This window comes from Nonomuraea polychroma, from assembly GCF_004011505.1.
In the GTDB taxonomy this organism is placed as follows: domain Bacteria; phylum Actinomycetota; class Actinomycetes; order Streptosporangiales; family Streptosporangiaceae; genus Nonomuraea; species Nonomuraea polychroma.
Map to the genome: position 1 here is coordinate 2,517,207 of NZ_SAUN01000001.1, position 20,739 is coordinate 2,537,945.

General features: G+C 68.8%; 15 protein-coding genes. 11 read left to right on the top strand and 4 right to left on the bottom strand.

All coding sequences use genetic code 11. The annotated features are described in order from the left end of the window. The first annotated feature begins 78 nt into the window (after positions 1-78). The 11 genes from EDD27_RS11145 (at position 79) to EDD27_RS11190 (ending at position 12,478) form a co-directional block, all read left to right on the top strand. Positions 79-735: a DUF998 domain-containing protein gene (locus tag EDD27_RS11145; protein ID WP_164903573.1), complete on the top strand. Its 657-nt coding sequence runs from the start codon at positions 79-81 to the stop codon at positions 733-735. Then, entirely contained in the window at positions 732-1,721 is a 990-nt protein-coding gene (locus tag EDD27_RS56425; protein WP_241563972.1) for a DMT family protein, read from the top strand. Before EDD27_RS11145 ends, EDD27_RS56425 begins: the two co-directional genes overlap by 4 nt. Then, positions 1,622-2,809, top strand: coding sequence for a glycosyltransferase (locus EDD27_RS11150; protein WP_241564796.1), 1,188 nt, complete (start codon positions 1,622-1,624; stop codon positions 2,807-2,809). The genes EDD27_RS56425 and EDD27_RS11150 overlap by 100 nt, the downstream gene beginning before the upstream one ends. Next, positions 2,781-3,485, top strand: a complete 705-nt coding sequence (locus EDD27_RS11155; RefSeq protein WP_127932339.1) for a response regulator transcription factor — start codon at positions 2,781-2,783, stop codon at positions 3,483-3,485. Before EDD27_RS11150 ends, EDD27_RS11155 begins: the two co-directional genes overlap by 29 nt. Next, entirely contained in the window at positions 3,482-4,648 is a 1,167-nt protein-coding gene (locus EDD27_RS11160; RefSeq protein ID WP_206641354.1) for a sensor histidine kinase, read from the top strand. The genes EDD27_RS11155 and EDD27_RS11160 overlap by 4 nt, the downstream gene beginning before the upstream one ends. Before the next feature lie 142 nt (positions 4,649-4,790). After that, positions 4,791-6,050 (top strand): glycosyltransferase 87 family protein, encoded by a 1,260-nt coding sequence (locus EDD27_RS11165; protein WP_127932340.1) that lies wholly within the window; start codon positions 4,791-4,793, stop codon positions 6,048-6,050. Positions 6,051-6,209: 159 nt separating this feature from the next. Then, positions 6,210-7,451 (top strand): bifunctional glycosyltransferase family 2/GtrA family protein, encoded by a 1,242-nt coding sequence (locus EDD27_RS11170; RefSeq protein WP_127932341.1) that lies wholly within the window; start codon positions 6,210-6,212, stop codon positions 7,449-7,451. Beyond that, the gene (locus EDD27_RS11175; protein ID WP_127932342.1) at positions 7,448-9,394 is read left to right on the top strand and encodes an ArnT family glycosyltransferase; all 1,947 of its coding nucleotides are present in this window, start codon (positions 7,448-7,450) and stop codon (positions 9,392-9,394) included. Before EDD27_RS11170 ends, EDD27_RS11175 begins: the two co-directional genes overlap by 4 nt. A gap of 87 nt (positions 9,395-9,481) precedes the next feature. Then, entirely contained in the window at positions 9,482-10,162 is a 681-nt protein-coding gene (locus EDD27_RS11180; RefSeq protein ID WP_277750702.1) for a response regulator transcription factor, read from the top strand. Further along, positions 10,159-11,622 (top strand): sensor histidine kinase, encoded by a 1,464-nt coding sequence (locus tag EDD27_RS11185; protein WP_206641355.1) that lies wholly within the window; start codon positions 10,159-10,161, stop codon positions 11,620-11,622. Before EDD27_RS11180 ends, EDD27_RS11185 begins: the two co-directional genes overlap by 4 nt. Positions 11,623-11,782: 160 nt before the next feature. Beyond that, a complete protein-coding gene (locus EDD27_RS11190) occupies positions 11,783-12,478 on the top strand; it encodes a DedA family protein (RefSeq protein ID WP_127932344.1) in 696 nt (231 codons plus the stop codon). Between the two features lie 44 nt (positions 12,479-12,522). Here EDD27_RS11190 and EDD27_RS11195 read toward each other — a convergent pair whose 3' ends face one another. The 4 genes from EDD27_RS11195 to EDD27_RS11210 form a co-directional block, all read right to left on the bottom strand. Next, positions 12,523-13,545, bottom strand: coding sequence for a LacI family DNA-binding transcriptional regulator (locus tag EDD27_RS11195; RefSeq protein ID WP_127932345.1), 1,023 nt, complete (start codon positions 13,543-13,545; stop codon positions 12,523-12,525). Between the two features lie 193 nt (positions 13,546-13,738). Further along, positions 13,739-15,193 (bottom strand): non-reducing end alpha-L-arabinofuranosidase family hydrolase, encoded by a 1,455-nt coding sequence (locus EDD27_RS11200; RefSeq protein WP_127932346.1) that lies wholly within the window; start codon positions 15,191-15,193, stop codon positions 13,739-13,741. Positions 15,194-15,208: 15 nt separating this feature from the next. Further along, complete coding sequence (locus EDD27_RS11205; protein ID WP_206641356.1) at positions 15,209-17,221, bottom strand: RICIN domain-containing protein; 2,013 nt, start codon at positions 17,219-17,221, stop codon at positions 15,209-15,211. A 5-nt stretch (positions 17,222-17,226) separates the two neighbouring features. After that, complete coding sequence (locus EDD27_RS11210) at positions 17,227-19,941, bottom strand: beta-L-arabinofuranosidase domain-containing protein (protein ID WP_127932347.1); 2,715 nt, start codon at positions 19,939-19,941, stop codon at positions 17,227-17,229. Positions 19,942-20,739 lie beyond the last annotated feature (798 nt).

Genomic DNA, 20,739 nt, shown 5'->3' on the forward strand with positions numbered 1-20,739 from the left:
GAACACGGCGCCTGCTTCACGGAAGCTTCACGGTCGAAGTCGTACGCGCCACATGATGCCCCGGTTCGCTGTCGTGGTGTGGACAGCTTTCCCCTCACCCGAAAACTCGTGGTCGCGGCTCATGCCGGGCTGGCCGCGGCGCTGGTCGGCGCCGCCGCCCTGCACCTCGGCTGGGCGAAGCAGGTGGACACCGTCCGGAACGTGTTCAGCGACTACGCGCTGAGCGACGGCGCGGACCAGGTCTTCGCCGGGACCGTGGCCTGTCTCTCGATGGGATCGACGGCGCTGGTCGCCGGACTCGTACGGTCCAGGCTGCCGGTCGGCGCGCCGGCGATCGTACTGCTGGGCGCGTGGTGCGGCGGGCTGTTCATCGCAGCGGTCTTCCGGACCGATCCGCCGGGCGTCCCTTCCATAGGCGGGCTGGTGCACCGGTACGCGGCGGGGGGAGCCGTGGCGGCACTACCGGCCGCCACACTCCTGATCGCCCGGCGGCTGGGGCGACGGCCCGGCTGGCAGACGATGGCGCGGTCACTGCGCCGTACCTCCTGGGCGAGTGTGGCGGGCTGCCTCGCTTTCATGTGCGCGCATCTGTGCGCCACGGCCCCGGACCCGACCCCGGCGGTCCAGGAGATCGGCGCCTGGCTGGGGCTGGCCGAGCGGGTCACCCTCGCTCTGGAGATGAGCCTGCTGTTCATGCTGGCCGGCGTGGTCCTGGCCAGCCGGGAGGGCAGATGACCTGGCTCGCCATCGGCCTGGCGGTCCTGAACGCCTGCTGCTTCACGGCCGGGACCTGGCTGCAGCACGGCGCGTCGGCGGGTGGCGCGTCCTTGGCGGCCGCGGTACGGCGGCCCCGCTGGCTGGCGGGGCTGGCGCTGCTGGCGGCGGGGGCGGTGTTGCAGGTCATCGCGCTGCGGCTGGCTCCGGTGACCGTGGTCGAGCCGGCCGGGGTGCTCGGGATCGTGATCAGCGTGGTGTGGGCGCTGCGGATGCGACGCGCCCCGCTGCGGTGGGACACCGGCCGTGCGCTGGCGGCGATCCTCGTCGGGACGGGCGGCTTCGCGGTGCTCGCCGCGTTGAACACCGTCCCCCGTCCGGTCCCCGCGGCGGCGCAGATCCAGGCCGGTGCGCTGGTCTTCGCCGTGATGGCCGTCTGCCTGCTGGTCGCCCATCCGCTCAGGGGCCGGGCCCGGTGCCTGGTCCTGGGCATCGGCGGGGGTGCGGCCTACGGCTGCACCTCTACGCTGATCCGGGCCGCGACGGAGCAGTTCGTCTCGCACGGCATCAGCGCGCCCCTGCTCGGCACGCTCGCCGGTCTGGCGGCGACGGTCCTGGCCGGCTTCTGGTTCGTGCAGCGCGCCTACGCCGACGGTCCGCCCGAGAGCACGGTGGCGACCCTCACCGTCGTGGACCCACTGGTCGCCGTCACCATCGGCATCGGCCTGCTCGGCGAGGCCCCCGGCCTGACTCTGCCGACCGCCGCCCTGGGGCTGGCCTTCGCCGCCGTCGCGATCGGCGGGGTCGTCGGCCTCTCCCACGACATCCCCACCCGGCTGCCCCCTTCCTCTCCGTTTCCGCACGACAGGAGCACCTCATGTCCGGCAGTCCCATCCGGCGTATCGTCATCGGCGCGGACACCTATCCGCCCGACGTCAACGGCGCCGCGAACTTCGCCCACCGCCTGGCCACCGGACTCGCCGGCCGAGGCCACGAGGTCCACGTGATCTGCCCCGCCACGGGCGCCGGTCCCGAGCGCGTCACGCCCGACGGTCCGACTGTGCACCGGCTCCCCTCACACGGCACCCCTTTCCATCCGACCTTCCGTGTCTGCCTGCCCTGGCAGATCCGCGGCTCGGCCGCCCGGCTGCTGGAGCGGATAGCACCCGACGTCGTCCACGTCCAGTCCCACTTCGCCGTGGGCCGGACACTGATCAGAGCCGCGCGGCGCGCGGCCATCGCGGTGGTGGCGACCAACCACTTCATGCCGGAGAACCTCGTCGGCTACACCTCCCTTCCCGGCTGGCTCGCCGCCCCCACGTGCCGGCTGGCCTGGCGCGATTTCGTACGGGTCTTCCACCGCGCCCAGGTCGTCACCGCCCCCACCCCCAGCGCCGTGCGGCTGATGCGCAGGCACGGCCTCGTCGGTGACGCCGTCCTCCCGGTGTCCTGTGGCCTGGACCTGCACCGCTTCGCACAGCACACGGCGAAGAATCAGGGCGAGGGACTGCGCGTGCTGTTCGTGGGCCGGCTGGACGCGGAGAAGAACGTGGGCGAACTCCTGCGCGCCCTGCCGCTGCTGCCCACGTGGCTCCCGGTCACGGCGGAGATCGTGGGCGACGGCTCCCGCCGCCGTGAGCTGGAGGACCTGGCCCGCGCACTCCGCGTCGCCGACCGCGTCACCTTCCACGGCCTGGTCGGCGACCAGGAGGTCCTGGACGCCTACGCCCGCTGCGACGTGTTCTGCATGCCCGGCACCGCCGAACTGCAGAGCCTGGCTACGATGGAGGCCATGGCCGCCGGAAAGCCCGTCGTCGCCGCCGACGCCACGGCGCTGCCCCATCTGGTGCACCAAGGACGCAACGGACTGCTCTTCCCGCCTGGCGACGTCCCGGCCCTGGCCGCGGCCCTCGGCTCGATCCTGGGCGACCCCGAAGGCCGGACGCGCATGGGCGAAGCCAGCCGTGAGATCGTCGCCCGCCACGATATCGGGCTCACCCTGGACACGTTCGAAATGCTCTATCGGGAAGCGGCCAAGCTCACGACGGCCCGTGGCAGGGAGAACCATGAGCACACAGCGCATTCTGGTCGTTGACGACGAACCCAAGATCCGGATGACGCTGCGCGGCTATCTGGAGGCGGACGGCTTCGAGGTCCTGGAGGCGGCGGACGGCCCGTCCGGCCTCGCCTCGGCCGTCCGCGAGCGGCCTGACCTGATCGTGCTGGATGTGATGCTGCCTGGCCTGGACGGGTTCGAGGTGCTGCGCCGTATCCGGGCGACCCGCCAGGTTCCGGTGATCCTGCTCACCGCCCGGACGGAGGAGGTGGACCGGGTCATCGGCTTCACCGCGGGCAGCGACGACTACGTCACCAAGCCGTTCAGCGCCCGTGAACTCGCCCTGCGGGCGCGGGCCATCCTGCGCCGCGCGGAAGGCCCGGCCCAGGCCGCGGCGGAACGGACGCTGCGCTTCGACGGCCTGGTCATCGACCCCGGCACGCGTACGGTCACCTGCGACGACGACCGTACGGTGGAGCTGTCCGCGCTCGACTTCGACCTGCTGGTGGCCCTGGCGCGCGCGCCGGGCCGGGTGTTCACCCGCCGCGGGCTGATCGAGCACGTATGGGGCAGCGACTTCTTCGGCGACGAACGCGTGGTGGACGTCCACATCCGCACGCTGCGGCGCGCGCTCGGCGACGACGCGAGTGCGCCCCGGTTCGTGGGCACGGTGCGCGCCATCGGCTACCGCTTCCTCGCCCGTCCCGCCGTATGACCCGCCCGCCCCGTCACCGGAGGACCGCGTGGGCCGGCGCGCTGCGCAGCGCGGTACGACGGCTGCCGGCGCTGCCGCTGACCATCCGCCTGACGCTGTCCCACATGACGGTCCTGGTCGTGTCGCTCGTGGTGATGGACGCCACCTCCGGCGTGATCGGGCAGCCGGCGCCCGTCACCGGGCGTACCGACTTTGAAGCACTGGTGGCCGCGCTGGCCAGCCAGGACGAAGGAAACATCGCCTTTGAGATGGTCCTGCCCGCACTGACCGTCGGCATGATCTCGGCGCTCGCCCTGTCCCTCGTGTTCTCCCGGTTCCTGCTCCGGCCTCTGCGCCAGGTCAGTGCGGCGACCCACCGCCTCGCCGACGGGCACTACGACGACGTCCTCAACGTTCCCCGCGAGCCGGGACTCGCCGCACTGGTCGAGGACGTCAACCGGCTGGCCGCCGCACTCGCCGACATCGAGCGGCGCCGCGCCCGCCTGGTCTCGGAGATCGCCCACGAGATGCGCACCCCGATCACCATCCTCAACGGCCAGATCGAGGGAATGGCCGACGGCATCTTCACCCCCGACGACGCCATGTTCGCCTCCCTCACCGACGATCTCACCCGGCTGCGGCGTCTCACGGACGACCTGTCCAACCTCTCCCGGGTCGAGGAGGGCGCGTTCACCCTGCGGCACTCGCTCACCGACGTGACGGCCCTGACGCGGACCACCATCGAAAAGTTGCGTCCTCAGTTCGACGACGGCCAGGTCACGCTCGCCATGACCCCCGGCCCGCCGGTCAGGGCCCTGCTCGATTCAGGCCGCATCGCCCAGGTGCTGGTCAACCTCCTGGGCAACGCCCTGCGTGCCTGCGATCCCGGCGGCCGGGTGTCGGTCACCGTGCGCACCGGCGACGGCCCGGCCCCGCACGTGGAGATCACCGTTCAGGACGACGGGGTCGGCATCGCCGCCCACGACCTCACCCGGATCTTCACCCGGTTCGAACGCGTCGAGCACCCCGGACGCCCGGCCCCCGCGGGGGGCAGTGGCATCGGCCTGACCATCGCGCGCGGCATCACCCGCGCCCACGGCGGCAACATCACGGCCACCTCCGAGGGCTTGGGCCAAGGGGCGACCTTCACCGTCCGCCTGCCGTTGGCACCGGTCGGCGCCTGAAGGGCGTTGCAAAGAACTGGTTCTCAGGGTTTACTCGCACAACTTCCAGGTCATTCGCACAAACGCACTCTACGGTCGCGGCGTGTCAGTAGAAACGGAATCCGTCGACAGCGACGAGAATCGGGAACGAACATTCCGCCGAATGGGACTGGTGGCCGCGGCGGCCATGATCGCGGTCATGGCCAGAGTCGCCATGTTCGACCACGAGTCCTTCGACTACAAATTCTTTGTCAAAAGCTGGTATGACTTCATCTCCACACATGGTGGATTCGGCGCCCTCAAGCACCGTTTTGCGGACTACAACGTTCCCTATTTGTACCTGATCGCATTATTGACCTATCTGCCGATACCCCCGCTCGCCGGAATCAAGATCATCTCGGTGGCGTTCGACCTGGTACTGGCGTACTTCACCTACCGCATCGTCGCGCTGCGCCACATCGGCCGCTGGTTACCGCCACTGGCCGCCCTCATCGTGTTGTTCCTCCCCACCGTGGCGACCAACAGCGGGATGTGGGGGCAGGCCGACTCCATCTACGCCGCGTTCGGCCTGGGCGGCGTGTACTTCCTCCTTCGCCGGCGGCCGTGGCCGGCCGGCCTCTTCTTCGGCCTGTCGCTGGCCTTCAAGTTGCAGGCGGTCTTCCTGTTCCCGCTGCTCCTGGTGCTGGTACTGAAGAAGTGGATGCCGTGGCGGGCACTGCTGGCCGTCCCCGGGGTCGTCCTGCTGCTGGACGTGCCGGCGCTGCTGGCCGGAGCGCCCTTGGGACAGTTGCTGTCGGTATATGCGCAGCAGGCCAGCTCGTATTCGGCGCTGTCGCTGAACGCGCCGTCGATCTACCAGTTCCTCCCGGCGGGCGCCGACGCGGCGCTGATCCGGCCCATCGGTGTCGCGGTGACCGGGCTGGTGATTGTCGGGCTGTGCCTCGGCGTACTGCTCAGCCGGGTGCAGCTGACGACGGCGAAAATCGTGCTGATGGGAGCGACTTCGGCCGTCCTGATGCCGTTCCTCCTGCCGTCGATGCACGAGCGCTACTTCTACCTGGCCGAGGTACTCGCCGTGATCGCCGCGTTCTCCCTGCCGCGCCGTCTCTGGTACGTGCCTGTCCTCGTCCAGGTGGCCTCGCTCCTGGCCTATCTCCCCGTGCTGTTCCCGGCGGCGGATTCGGGGCCTCCTGGAGGCCCGCCAGGGGAGATGTTCACCGGTGAGCCTCCTCCCGGCGGAGACCCGGCGTCCGAGGTCCTCGCGGACGAGATGGCGAAGATGTACGCGCCGACCCTGGAGTTCCGGATCCTCGCCGCGCTCATGGCGGTCGCGGTCGTTTCCGTTCTGTGGGCGACATTCCGCGAGTTCCGCCGGGACGCCCGCGCCGGGAGCGCAGAGAACACGGAAAACGCCGACTCATGATGCGCTGAATACGCATTCCCGATCCTCGTCGAGGACTTAGGGCGAAGGAAAACCATGGCACAAATCTGCCATCCCAGAATGTATGAATATCGCCGCCTCCCAGGCTCCTTTGAGGTTCCGTCCAGCCTCCTGGCGGTTGCGCCTGGCAAACCTTTAGTCATGATTGGCATTCCAGCCCCGGCGACTCCGCCGGACCTGACCGGTGCGACAAAAGCCGCCACGGTCGACGTCGTGATCCCGGTGTACAACGAGGAACACGCGCTGCGCGGCTGCGTGGAAGTCCTGCAGGCGTACTTGGGGGAACAGTTCCCGTTCGAGTGGACCATCACCATCGTCGACAACGCCAGCACCGACGCCACCCTGGCGATCGCCGACGAACTGGCCGAAACGACGGATCAGGTCCGCGTGCTGCATCTCGACGACAAGGGCCGTGGCCGTGCCCTGCGCAGGGCGTGGCAATGGAGCGACGCCGACGTGGTGGCCTACATGGACGTCGACCTGTCGACCGGGTTGGACGCGTTGCTGCCCCTGGTGGCTCCGCTGGTCAACGGCCACTCGGACGTCTCGGTCGGTTCGCGGCTGGCCCCGGGCGCGAGGACCGTACGCGGCCCGAAGCGTGAGTTGATCTCCCGGTGCTACAACGCGATCATCCGGCTCAGCCACGGCGCGAAGTTCTCCGACGCCCAGTGCGGCTTCAAGGCCGCGCGCACGAACGTGATCCGCCCGCTGCTCGACCACATCAAGGACGACAACTGGTTCTTCGACACCGAACTGCTGTTGCTGGCCGAGCACAACGGACTGCGGGTGCACGAGGTGCCGGTCGACTGGGTCGAGGACATCGACACCCGGGTCAAGATCGGGTCGACCGCGATCGAGGACATTCGCGGCCTGATCCGGGTGGCGAGGGCGAAAGCCGGCGGCACAGCGAGAGTCGCTGACCTGCCAAGGCGTCCGGGACCCAAGCCGTCCCACCCGGACGCGGTGGTGTCCAGACGGGACACCGGTCTGGTCTGGCAACTGTTGTCGTTCGGTGCGATCGGCGTATTGTCCACGGCGGTCACGCTGCTGCTCTACGCGCTCTTCCGGTCGGCGATGGACCCGTTGACGGCCAACCTGCTGGCGCTCGTGATCACCACGATGGTCAACACCGAGGCCAACCGGCGCTTCACGTTCCTCGGCTCCCGTGGCTCGTCCGGCCGGGTGCACCTGCAAGGTCTCATCGTTTTCTGTCTCTACTACGCGTTCACGTCGAGCGCGCTGCTGGTCCTGCACTCGGCAGTGGCCGAACCTTCGCGTCTCCTCGAGCTGGTCGTGTTGCTCGGCGCGTCCGTGCTGGGCACGGCCGGCCGGTTCGTCCTGCTGCGTGGCTGGGTTTTCAACCAGGGAAAGGGAAACACATGACCGCCGCCGACACTGGCCAAGCGGAGCAGACAGTGCCCATCGAACCGGCAGGGCAACCTCCCAGGCGCCGGCCGCGATACGCGCTCATCGCGATCCTCGTGCTGGGGGCGGCGCTGTACGGCTGGGGGCTGTGGAGCGGCAGTTGGGGCAACACGTACTACACCGCCGCGGTCAAGTCGATGTCGTTGAACTTCACGAACTTCCTGTTCGCTTCGCACGACCCGGCCGGTGTGGTCACGGTGGACAAACCGCCGCTGGCGTTGTGGCCGCAGGTGGTGTCGGTGTGGATCTTCGGCTTCCACAACTGGTCCGTGCTGCTGCCGCAGGTGATCGAAGGCGTCGCGGCGATCTTCCTGCTGCACCGGACGGTCCGGATGTGGGCGGGGGAGAACGCCGCGCTGATCGCCGCCTTGATCTTCGCGCTCACCCCGATCACCGTGGCGACCACCCAGACGAACAACACCGACACCATGCTCCTCCTCACGCTCGTCGCGGCGGCCTACGCCTTCACCCGGGCGATGAAAGCGGTGGAACCAGGCAGAAGGACGAAGTGGCTGCTGTTCACGGCCTTCCTGGTCGGTTGCGGCTTCCTGGCGAAGATGGCGGCCGCGTACATCGTCCTTCCTGCTCTTTTCGCCGCTTACCTGGTCGGCAACAAGGCTCCTTGGCGCCGTCAGGTGCTCGACCTGGCCAGTGCGGCCGTGGTGCTGGTGGCGAGTTCACTGTGGTGGGTGGCGGCGGTCGACCTGTGGCCCGGCCAGAAGCCGTACATCGGCGGCAGCACCAACGGCACGGCCCTGGACCTGGTGCTGGGCCACAACGGGCTCGGCCGCGTGTTCGGCGCTGAAGGAACGGCGAACGGCGGGGCGGCGACCGGTACACCCCCGCCGGGCGGAGGTGGCCCCGGAGGACCCGGCGGGCCTGGTGGCCCAGGGGGCCCCGGGGGCCCGTCGTTCGGCGGCCCGTCCGGTATCGATCGGATGTTCGCCGACGCCGTCGGCGGGCAGATCAGCTGGCTGCTTCCGTTGGCGCTGATCGCGCTGGTGGTGGCGGCGGTGCTCGGCTTCCGGCGGTGGCGCCGGTCCGCCCCGGCCGACACCGCCGGCCGCGCGGGCTGGGTGCTGTGGGGCGGCTGGCTCCTGGTGTACGCCCTCGTGTTCAGTTTCCAGAAAGGCGTCTTCCACCCGTACTACACCACCGTCATGGCACCCGCGATCGGAGCACTCGTCGGTGCGGGCACAGTGTGGGCTTTCCGGAAGTACCGGGAGCCCGAGGGACGGACCTGGCTCGTGCTGCCCGCCGGCGTCGCGGTGACCGTGGCGTGGGCGTGGGTGGTCATCTCCCGGGACACCTCGTGGCACGGCTGGCTGCGGTACGCGGTGGTGATCGTCGCGCTGGCCGCGATCCCGGCCTTGGCGCTGCGTAAGATCCCGAGGGTGGCACCCGTGCTCGGACTCGTCGCGGTATTGCTGGCACCTGCCGTGTGGTCGGGGGCCAGTGCGTTCGCCTCCACCGCCCCCGCGAGCTTGCCGGCCGCGGGGCCGGTGGACAACGAGATGCCGATTGGCTTGGACAGTGGGGAACTCACCGCGGACCAACGCAAGGTCCTGGACTACGCCACGTCACATTCGTCCGGAGCCGAGATCACGATGGCGGTCGAGGGCGGCGCCCAGGCCGCGAACACGTACATCGTCGCCACCGACGAGACCGTCATCGGAATGGGCGGGTTCGACGGCCGCGACCCCGCGCCCTCGACGGACCAGCTGACCGCGTGGGTGCGGGCGGGCAGGCTGCGGTTCGTGCTCATCGGCGGGCTGGCCGGCGGCGGGATGGGGGACGACAACAGGGTCATCGAGCGGTCCAAGTGGATCGAGCAGCACTGCAAGCCCGTGCTCACCGCGATCGGCGAGGGCGAGACGCTTCACGAGTGCACGGTCGGATGACTCACAGCGCGTTCTCAGGAAGTTCCCAGGTTCGTCGTCGACGCTGGTCAGGTGGATCAGCAGCGTGGTGAGGCGACTGTCCTCGTAGTGGACGACGAACCGAACATCCTGGAGCTGCTGTCGGCAGCGCTCCGGCTCAGCGGGTTCACCGTACACGCGGCGGACTGCGGAGCCGAAGCGCTGGCCACGGTCCGGCGCGTCCGGCCGGACATCGTGATCCTGGACGTGATGCTGCCCGACACCGACGGCTTCGACCTCGCCCGCAGCCTCCGTACGGTGCAGGACCAGCTGCCGGTGCTCTTCCTGACCGCACGGGACGCCGTGGCGGACCGGATCGCGGGCCTGACGGCCGGTGGCGACGACTATGTGACCAAGCCCTTCAGCCTGGAGGAAGTCGTGCTGCGGCTGAGGGCGATCCTCCGGCGCACCAACGGCGGCGCCGACGTCCTGCCGGACGGCGGCACCTTCCGGTACGCCGATCTCGTGCTCGACGAGGACGCCCACGAGGTCCACCGGGCCGGCCGGCTGGTGCCGCTGTCGCCCACGGAGTTCAACCTGTTGCGGTACCTGATGGTCAACGCCGAGCGGGTGGTCAGCAAAGCGCAGATCCTCGACCGGGTGTGGAGCTACGACTTCGGCGGGGACGGCCGGATCGTCGAGTCGTACATCAGCTATCTGCGCCGCAAGATCGACTCGGTGGAACCGCCGCTGATCCACACCATCCGGGGCGTCGGCTACTCACTGCGGTTGCCCAGGGAAGAGCGTTGAGCAAGAACCGGTGGCGCAGACCGTGGACACTACGGGCGCGCCTGGTCATGGTCTTGCTGGTGCTGGCTACCGTCGGCGTGGGCACCATCGGGGTCGCGAGCGTCGTGCTGCTCCGCACCTCGATGATCGTCCGAATGGACGACCAGCTCAGGGATTTCGCGCAGCGGGTGGACGGCCGCCCGGGAGGGTCGTCGCCGTCGCCGGACGACCTTCAGCGCCAGTCTGACGGTCTGCCCACGGACTTCGCGGTCCTGGTGCTCTACGACAACGGGACGCCGGAGTTGTCCGCCCCGGTCACCGCGGACGGGCCGGTACTGCCGGTGATCAACTCGACCACCATCGGCCAGTACGACGAGCGTCCGTTCACGGTCGACGACAGGCGAGGCGGCGCCGGGTGGCGCGTCCTGGTGTCGCGGCGGACGACGCCCGAAGGGCCGCGGATCGTCGTGGCCGCGCAGTCGACGGAGACCACCGAGGTGACCGTGACGCGGCTGATCTGGATCGAGGCCGGGGTCGGGATCACCGTGCTGCTCGCCCTCGGCGTGGGTGGGTTCTTGCTGGTACGGCTGGGACTGCGGCCGTTGACCAAGATCGAGAAGACCGCGGAGGACATCGCCGGCGGCCACCTCGATCTGCGGGTCGCGTCGGATCCGCGTACCGAGGTCGGCCGGCTCGGCGGCGCCCTGAACACCATGGTCGGCAGGCTTTCCGCCGCGCTGCGCCAGCGGGAGCAGTCCGAGGCGCGGCTGCGCAGGTTCGTCATGGACGCCTCGCACGAACTGCGCACCCCGCTGACGTCGATCCGCGGCTTCGCCGAGCTGAACCGCCGCGGCGGCGCCCCGGACCGGGCCGACGTGGACCGGCTGATGGGCCGGATCGAAAACGAGGCGATCCGCCTGGGCCGGCTGGTCGACGACCTGCTGCTGCTGGCCCGGCTGGACCAGGAACGCGCGCTGGACCTGGCCGAACTGGACATCCGCACGCTCGTCGAGGACGCCGTGCACGACGCCAAAGCCCGCGACCCGGAGCGGCCACTGATCCTGGAAAGCGCCGGCAAACCGGTCCGCGTCACGGTGGACGAACATCGGATGCGCCAGGTGATCACGAACCTCGTCAGCAACGCCATGGCCCACACCCCGCCCGGCACGCCCGTACGCGTCCGCGTAGGCATGCCCGCCAAACAGCCAGGACCTCCTGTGGCCGCCGCGGGGAGCCTGGAATCGCACGGCCGCGTCGTACTGGAAGTGATCGACGACGGGCCCGGCGTGCCGCTGGAGGCCGCGCCGAACATCTTCGACCGGTTCTACCGGGTCGACGAGGCCCGCTCCCGTACCCGCGGCGGCACCGGGCTAGGCCTGGCCATCACCGCCGCGATCTTGGAGGCCCACGGCGGCCGCGTCGAACTCAGGACGGCACCCGGCGAAGGCGCTCACTTCACCGTGCTGCTTCCCTGGTCCTAGGCCGGGCGACCGTTCCATCCGCCGAGGACCCCAGTGGATCGAGCACAACTGCAAGTCCGTGGGCTCACATCGGGCGGCGAGACGCTTTATGGGTGCACTGACGGATGAATCACAGCCCTTTCCCAGGCTGTTCCCACGTTCGTCGTTGAGTCTCACCCTCATGACTGATTGGCTCGTTGGACTGATGGAGAGCCTCGGGGCCCCTGGGGCGGGCCTCGCGATCGCGCTGGAGAACCTGTTCCCACCCCTGCCCAGCGAGGTGATCCTGCCGTTGGCGGGCTTCACCGCCAGCCGGGGCGAGATGGGCCTGCTGGACGTGCTGGTGTGCACGACCCTCGGCTCGATGATCGGCGCGCTGGCGCTGTACTGGGTCGGGGCGCTGCTGGGCCGCGAGCGGGTGCTGGCCATCGCCGCCAAGCTGCCGCTGGTGAAGGTGTCCGACATCGAGAAGAGCGAGGCCTGGTTCCAGCGCCACGGCCGCAAGACGGTGTTCTTCGGCCGGATGATCCCCCTCTTCCGCAGCCTCATCTCGATCCCGGCGGGCGTGGAGCGGATGCCGCTGCCGACGTTCACGCTGCTGACGATGGTCGGGAGCCTGATCTGGAACACCGTCTTCGTGCTGGCCGGGTATTTCCTGGGCGAGAACTGGTCACGGGTCGAGACCTACGTCGGCCTCGGCACGAACGTGGTGACCGCCATGGTGGTGGCGGCGGTGCTGGTCTTCGTCGGGGTCCGGCTGGCCGAGCGGTACAAAGGCCGCCATGCGGCTCGTCGCGCAGTTCTTGACGGCACCCCAACTCGAGGAAAGCCTGGTGAAGGAGATCACGGCGACCGGCGTCCCCGCGCTCGTGGGTGAGCTGGGCGCCGGACGGTGCTGCCCCTAGGAGGCCGCGCTTCGGCTCAGGCGGTTGAGAGTAGGGGAGGCCCGGTGCTCTCGCGTACGACGAGTTCGGTGGCCAGCTCGACGCGGCTCTGGGGCAGTTGCTCGCCATGGGCCAGCGTCAGCAGCATCGAGGTTGCCGCGCCGGCCATCTTGGCGAGGGGCTGGCGGATGGTGGTCAGCGGTGGAATGGCCCACCGCACCGACGGCAGGTCGTCGAAGCCGATGACGCTGAGATCGTCCGGGATGCGCAGGCCGAGCTGACGGGCCGCGTGGTAGACGCCGATGGCCTGGCCGTCGTTCGTGGCGAAGATCGCGGTTGGCCGGTCGGGCAGGCGGAGCATGCGGTGTGCTTCGGCCAGACCGCCCTCGATGAGGAAGTCCCCCCGGCCGATCAGCTCACGGTCGACGGGCACGCCGGCCATGTCGAGGGCGGTTCGGTAGCCGTCGAGACGGGCCCGGCTGGGCAGCGCGGAGTCGGGTCCGGTGATGATGGCGATGCGGCGATGCCCGAGCTCCAGGAGGTGGCGGGTGGCCGTGAGCCCGCCGTTCCAGTTGCCGGCGCCGACTGATGGGATGTTCCGCGCGGGAGCGTCGGCCGGATCCAGCAGGACCAGCGGGATCTCGCGGCGGGCGAGCTGTTCGTGCTGGGTCTCGGTCAGGCCCGAGAACACTGCGATCACGCCGCTCGGGCGGCGCCGCAGCACACTCTCCAGCCAGGCGTCTGCAGCGGTGTGGTCACCGTGCAGGTCCGATATCGCCACCGTGAGGTCGTGCTTACGGGCGGCCTCCGCGACGCCTTTGGTGATCTCGACGGGATAGTCGCCCTCCAGCGCGTGGAAGACGAGCTCCACCAGGGCCGTCGGCGTGGAACGGCGGCGCTGTCGCCGGTAGCCGTGCCGGCGGATGAGCTCCTCCACGGCGGCGCGGGTTTCTGACGACACCTCGGAACGGCCGTTCACGACCTTGGAGACCGTCGCGGTGGAGACTCCGGCCAGCTCGGCGAGCTGAGCGATGGTGAGAGGGGACGACTCCGTGGTCATGGCGGCAGTCTAGTCACGGAGTGCGGGGAGGCAGCGCTGACATTTCTGCATGACCCGGGCGGGCTCGGCCTTGCACCGAGCCCGCCACGCCGGCTCCACCCGGACCTGATCGCGTGTGGTGGCGCTCACCCGATGGGGCATACGCCTTTGCCATGAACGTCAGGAACATCCGAGCCGGACCCGTGTCACGCCGTTAGCGCTGCAGTGTCAGCAGACCCGGTCGGTAGGGCAGGAGGCCGTAGTCGCCGCCGGAGTTGGGGCTGCGTCCCTGGTAGAGCAATTGGAGGTTGCAGGGATCGACGGTCATGGTCTGGTCGGCGCTGGTGCGGATCAGTTCGCCGTGGCTGATGTCGTTGGTCCAGGTGGCGCCGCTGTTGGCCTTGCCGGCGAAGGGGTTGCTCTCGGTGGCGGCCTGGGGCGTCCACGAACCGTTCAGGCTGGTGGCAGTGAATGAGCGGAAGTAGCGGCCCTGCGAGCCGATCGCTTCGACGATCATGAGGTATTTGTTCTGGTCCTTGAGCTTGTAGACCTGGACGGCTTCGAACAGGTTGTTCGTCGTGTCGCTCATGATCACCGTCGCTGTGCTGCCGAAGCTGCCCGGGAAGTTCCCGATGGGCATGCTGGCCCGGTAGATCTTGCCGTTGTCCCCGGCGAAGAACAGGTACATGTTCGTGCTGTCACCGATGAGCGTCTGGTCGATGGGGCCTGTGCCGGAGCCGGAGATGCTCGCGGTGGAAAGCACCTGCTGCGCTGACCAGCCATTCGGGTTGGTGGGGTCGCTGGAGGTCCTGTACGAGAAGGCGGTCCCGCCCCACTGGTAGGCCAGCACCCAGATGTTCTTGGGGGCGAAGTAGAGGAGCGTGGGCGCGACAGTCGAGGAGTTCATCGTGTTCTGGCTGGCCGAGGCCATCTCGGACCAGTTGGTGAAGAGGCTGAAGTTCATCGAGCCCCACCTCGTGCCGAAGTCGTGCGTCGTGGCGTAGACGAGGTGCCTGCCGTTGTAGGGGGCGACGGTGAAGTCCTTGAGCGAGACCCAGCCCGACTTCGGCTGCGCCAGCGGGCCCGTCGAGGTCCAGCGGTACGTCGACGGCAGATCACATTGACCCGGGTTGCCGCCGCCATCGACCTTGACGAGCTGCCACTGCTGGTTGGCGCCGCCCCAGTCGTCGTACTGGACGATGTTGGCGCCGTCGGCGGTGGAGGCGCCCTGGACCTCCAGGGCCTTGTTGCTGTGGCGCGAGATGAACCGCACATGGCCGTCCGAGCTGTCGGCCAGCCGCCACTGCTGGTTGGTGCCGTTGGTGTCGGACCATTGCACGATCGCGCCGCCGTTGGCGGTGGACCAGTTGTAGACGTCGAGCACCTTGCCGGAGTGGCGGGACTTGATGCGGTAGTAGCCGCCGCCGGAGTCGACGAACTGCCACTGCTGCTGGTTCTGGTTGTTCCTGCTCCACTGGGTGATGCGGGCGCCGTCGTTCGTCGCGAGGTTGTAGACGTCCAGGGCCTTGCCGCTGTTGCGGTTGACCAGGACGTACCAGGCGGTGGTGTCGACGGTGGCCGCGCTGGCGGACTGCGTCTGAAGGGCGACGAACAGGCTCGCCAATAAGGTGGCCAGCGTCGCGAGGACGGCCAGGGATCTGAATTTCACGTCTGTGCCTTTCTGTCAGGGGGTGGTGAGGTCGAAGCGGCGTACGGTGACCGCCCCTCCGAGGGACTGGGTGGCGTAGTTGAAGATCCCGAAGCGGTAGCCCATGAAGAACTGCCAGGCGTTGTTCAATGTGAAGGCCGGGCCGAGGCTCACGAAGGTGCTGCCGTCGGTGCTGTAGGAGAAGCGGGCCTGCCTGCCGGAACCCGGCCGGATGTCGGCGCTGACCCGCAACCAGATCCGGCCGCCCGAGATGTTCGCGCTCGCCGCCTCGGTGCCGGTGCCGGTGGTCTGCCACGAACTGTTCATGGTCAGCCCGTTGGTCATCACGACCCGGTCGACGCCGTTGTCGCGCTTGACGCCGATCCAGGCCGACTGGTCGCGCAGCATGGCCAGCCCGGCGCGGTCGCCGCCCGCCATCTGCGAGTAGTCGAGCTCGATCGTCGCCGTCGACGACGGGCCTTGGATGCGGTGGGTCAGCGTGTTACGGGCGTTGTAGAGGTCGCCTGTGACGGTCGCGGTCTGCAGACGCAGGCCGTTGCCGGTGGAGAAGCGGCTCGTGTCGGGGTTGTGGTTCCACTCCCAGCGGTGGCCGAGGCTACCCGAGGAGAAGGTGTCGGGGCCGATCATGGACGCCACGGTCCGGCTGGTCTGGATGTTCGGCTTGGGGTAGTTGACGCCCCAGCCGCCGTTGACGGTCTGCACGGTCGGCCAGTCGTTGGTCCAGGTGATCGGTGCGAGCGCGGGGACGCGGCCGCCGGGGTAGGCGTCGACGAACGACATGTAGTACCAGTCGCCGTTCTGGGTCTGGACGAGCCCGCCCTGGTGGGGGACGCCGCCGCCGGGGATGGGGCCGGGCATGTCGAGCAGGACCTGGCGCATCTCGTACGGGCCCCATGGCGAGGTGGAGCGGAGCACGTACTGGCCGTTGGCGGGGCGGGTCAGCCAGATGTAGTAGTAACCGTTGCGCTTGTAGAAGCGGGCGCCCTCCAAGGTGCCGACGCTGCTCGGGGTCTGGAACACCTGCTGGGCGCGCACCTGGCTGAGCCCGTCGGCCGAGAGTTGGGCGACGCTGATGGTGCCGTTGCCGTAGGCGACGTACATGGTGTCGTTGGTGTCGATCAGCAGGCCGGCGTCGTAGTAGCAGTTGTTGATCCGCGAGCGTTTGGTCCACGTGCCGTCGACGGCGGAGGCGGTGTAGACGTAGGTCCGGTTGAACTCGACGCAGCCGATCCAGTAGTAGGTGCTGTTGCTGGGCCGGTAGTTCAGGGTCGAGGCCCAGATGCCCTTCACGTACGCCCGGCCGCCGTTGAGGTCGTAGGCGCTCGAGTCGAAGTCGAGCCTCGGGACCGAATGGCCGGCGTACTCCCAGTCGACCAGGTTGTAGGAGCGCAGGATCGGCGCGCCCGGCGAATAGTGCATCGTCGAGGCCGAGTAGTAGTAGGCGTCGCCGACCCGGATGATGTCGCCGTCGGCGAAGTCCTGCCAGACGACCGGGTTGGTGTAGTTGCTGCCCGGATCAGGGTTGCTGCCGACGGGGATGAGTTGCCATTGCTGGTTGGTGCCGCCCCAGTCGTCGTACTGGACGATGTTGGCGCCGTCGGCGGTGGAGGCGCCTTGCACTTCGAGGGCTTTGTTGCTGTTGCGGTTGATCAGCCGGACGTGGCCGCCGTCGGAGTCGGCGAGTCTCCATTGCTGGTTGGCGCCGTTGTGGTCGGACCATTGGACGATGTTCGCGCCGTTGGCGGTGGAGAAGTTGTAGACGTCCAGGACCTTGCCGGAGTGCCGGGACTTCAGCCGGTAGTAGCCACCGCCGGAGTCGACGAACTGCCACTGCTGGTGGTTGCCGTTGTTGCGGGTCCACTGGGTGATCCGGCCGCCGTCGGCGGTGGACAGGTTGTACACGTCCAAGGCCTTGCCGCTGTTGCGGTTGACCAGCACGTACCACGTGTTGGTGTCGACCGTCGCGGCCGACGCCTGGGGCGTGAGGAACACGCCCGCGAGAAGCAGTGATGAGAGAACCGCGAGCACGCGCCTCACAGGAACCTCCAGAGGTTGTTGTTCGCGCCGTTGTCGTCGGCGAGCACGACCTGCGCGCCCTGGGACGTGCCGCCGAGGCCGAGGACCCGGCCGCCGTTGGCGCACTGGATGCGGAAGGCGGCGCCCGACCCGTAGCGCAGCCGCCAGCGGTGGTCGTTGGTGCCGTTGTCGGCCCATTGCACGACACGCGACCCGGCGGCGGTGCCCATGTTCTCCACGCCCAGCACCTTCTGGCTGTTGGAGTTGCGCAGCCTCAGGTAGCCGCCGCTGTCCACGATCGCCGTCCAGAGGTGGTCGGCGGTGCCGGTGTCGCCCCACTGGACGACGAGCGCGCCGTCGGCCGTGGACATGTCGGTGACGCCGAGGACCATCCCGGTGCCCACGTTCTGGATACGCCGCGCGCCGTTCGGCACGAACCGCCACTGGTTGTCCGGGCTGCCGTTGTCGGAGTCCTGGACCACCTGGGCGCCGTTGGCGGTCGAGCCGTTCTGGATGCCGAGCAGCTTGGAGCTGTGGACGTTGCGGATCTTGACGGAGCCGTCGCCGACGTCGGTGATCGTCCAGCGGTGGTCCGCGGTGCCGGTGTCACCCCACTGGAGCACCCGGGCGTTGTCAGCGGTCGACATGTTCTCGACGCCGAGCACCTTGCCGCTGTGCACGTTGCGGAACCGCAGGGCGCTGCCGTCGATGACCGGGACCCAGTCGTGGTCGGCGGTACCGTTGTCGGTCCACTGGAGGGCCAGGCCGCCGTCGGCCGTGGACATGTTCTGGATGCCGAGCACCAGCCCGCTGGCCGCGTTGACCAGCCGGAAGCTCGCCGCGCCCGTGCCGCCCTGGCCACCGGTGTTCCAGTAGACGACGTAGTTGTGGTCGTGAGCGTCGTAGAAGGGGCCCAGCCGCACCGACGCTCCGTTGGCCGTGGCCGTGAAGGCCAGGGAGGAGGTGCTGGTCCGGGTGATCGAGGAGGGGGTCAGGGCAGGGGCCGACGACAGGCCGGTGTTGCCGTAGTCGCCCGACAACACGACCGGGCCGTAGGTGACGGCTTGAACGTTGGGGTTGTCGTTGGCGGCCTTCATGACCACCCGCATGGGCAGCCGCACGGTCACGGTGTCGCCCGACGCCCACGACCGGGTGAGGTCGGCGTAGGTGCCCGGCGCGGTGGCGATGTTCTGCTGGACGCCGTTGACGCTGATCGTCGCGCCCTGGGTCCAGGCCGGGATGCGGATGCGCATCGTCCACGATCCGCTCACGTTGCCGGTGACCTGCAGCGACGTGGTGTCGCCGGCCGGGTAGGAGGTTGTCTGGGTGACCGTGATGCCGCGCTGGCTCCAGTTGAGCGTGGAGGGCGTGAACAGGTTCACGAACAGGGTGGTGCCGTTGTGGAAGTAGATCGAGTCCATCAGCTTGGTGTTGGTCTCGATCCCGGTGCCCTGGCAGCACCAGAAGGAGTTGTAGTCCGTGCTCCAGGTGCCGCCGCCCCAGGCCGGGCCGACGCCCCGGCGTCCGCCGGGGTTGAGCGGCGTGAAGTAGGTGACGTGCCCGCGTGCGTCAGCCGGGTTCTGCTGCCCGATCAGATGGTTGAGCAGGGCGTTCTCGTAATAGTCGAAGTAGTCGGCCCGGGTCGGCGACAGCAGCCACAGCTCCCGGGTCAGCTTGAGCATGTTGTAGGTGTTGCACGCCTCGCCGGTGTCCCTGGTCAGGTGGGCGGCGATCGCGTTGGGGGCGCGGAAGTGCTCGGCCTGGCTGTTGGAGCCGTTCGCGTACGTGTGCGCGCCGACGGTGATGGACCAGGCGTTGGCGGCGATGTCGCGGTAACGGGTGGTGCCCGTCGCCTTGTACTCCCGGGCCGCCCCGATCCACTTGGGCACCTGCGTGTTGGCGTGCAACCCGTTGAGCCGGTCCTGGCCTGCGGCCAGCGGGTCGAACACGGCCGCGTGGTCGAACCGCTGGGCCGTGGTCAGCCAGCGGGAGTCGCCGGTCATCTGGTACAGGTCCGTCAGCACGGCGTTCATGCCGCCGAACTCGGTGCCGAGCATGGCCTGCATCTGGCTTGAGCTGAGTCGCGACGTGCGGGCGTCCACCCATCCGGCCAGGGCCAGCAGCACGGTCCGGGCCTGGGTGTTGCCGATCAGCCGCCAGACGTCCAGCAGCCCGGCCAGGGTCTTGTGGATGCAGTAGTACGGCACGTTGCCGTTGGTCAGGGTGCGGTTCTCCACGGCCGTGATGTCCGACTCGGGGAAACCGGACAGGTAGCCGCTGGTGAATCCGGCGGCGCCGTTGTTCGCCTGACATCGGGCCAGCTCGGCCACCATGTAGTTCGCCTTGTCCCGGCAGGTGGTGTCGCCGAGCACGGCGTAGGCCTGCGCCCACGCCGTCAGGAAATGGCCCTGCATGTGGGATCGGAACGGGAAGCTCGGCGCGTCCCAGCCGCCGTTGGCCGCCGCGCCGTTGGTGGACAGCCGGTGGTTGGCCCGGAAGACGTACAGCAGCCGATCGACATCGACGAAGCGCAGGTAGTTGAGAGTGCGGTTCTGGTTGTCCAGCAGGCGGCCGGAGGTCAGCCGGACCTGGCCGAGGTCGAACTCGTAAGCCGAGACGCCGATGTCGGATCTGGCCCAGGGGAGTGCGGCCAGAGCGGGGGATATGCCGGCGACCGAGAGCGCGGCGGTCGCGCCTGATACCTGAAAAAGCTGACGACGGCTCAAGGACATGCCGAGCTCCTTGGATATGGGGGGCGATGACCGGCCACCGCCGGTCACGTGTTCACCGGGTCAGGCACTCGGAGAGGCCGCCCATGGGTGTCGGCGCGGAGACGCCGCTCTCGGACGATCTGTTAGCGTTCACATTTCGCTGGTGAGATCGCTCAGATCGGGGTCTTGGCGGTCGCGGCGCTCGACGAGGACCTGGTCGGGTGGACGCGATGCGCATGGAGCCGTTGACCGATATGGAGCTGTGGCGACCATGGCATACCAGCGAACGGTGTGTCCTGCGCCGTCGCCGGGGATGAGGGGGGACATCCAGGGCTCCTTGACTAGATCGCAGATGGGCCACGAAACCTGTTAGCGCTAACAACGGATCCTGCAGAGAGCTGTGTGGCCTCCTCCGTTGAGCGCGTTGTCGCGGAGTACATCCGACGATCCGGCCCGGCGTCAACGAGGGAGACCCCTCGCCGACCTGGGCGTTGCCATCGGAACGCCTTCCCGCCTGGAGTTTTGCCTCCAAGGAGATCGCGCCGCACTGCTCGTGCAAGTGAAAGTTTCACAGAAGTTACCCCTTGGCAATAGGGTAATTTGCGACCGATCAAGAGTTAAGTTGCTGCCTCGGAGTCGTGGCCATGCGACATAGGCGCAGTCGCCTTCGGCCTGGCACCGGCCTCAACCGCCGCTCGTTACCGTCGGCCGAATCCCCGCGGGAGATGAGTGCCACGGCCGCTGGACCGCTTGGGAGTGTGAGAAACCGTTATTGAGCCACGCCCGGCCGCTTCGGACGGGCGTGGCTCACCCTCCCTC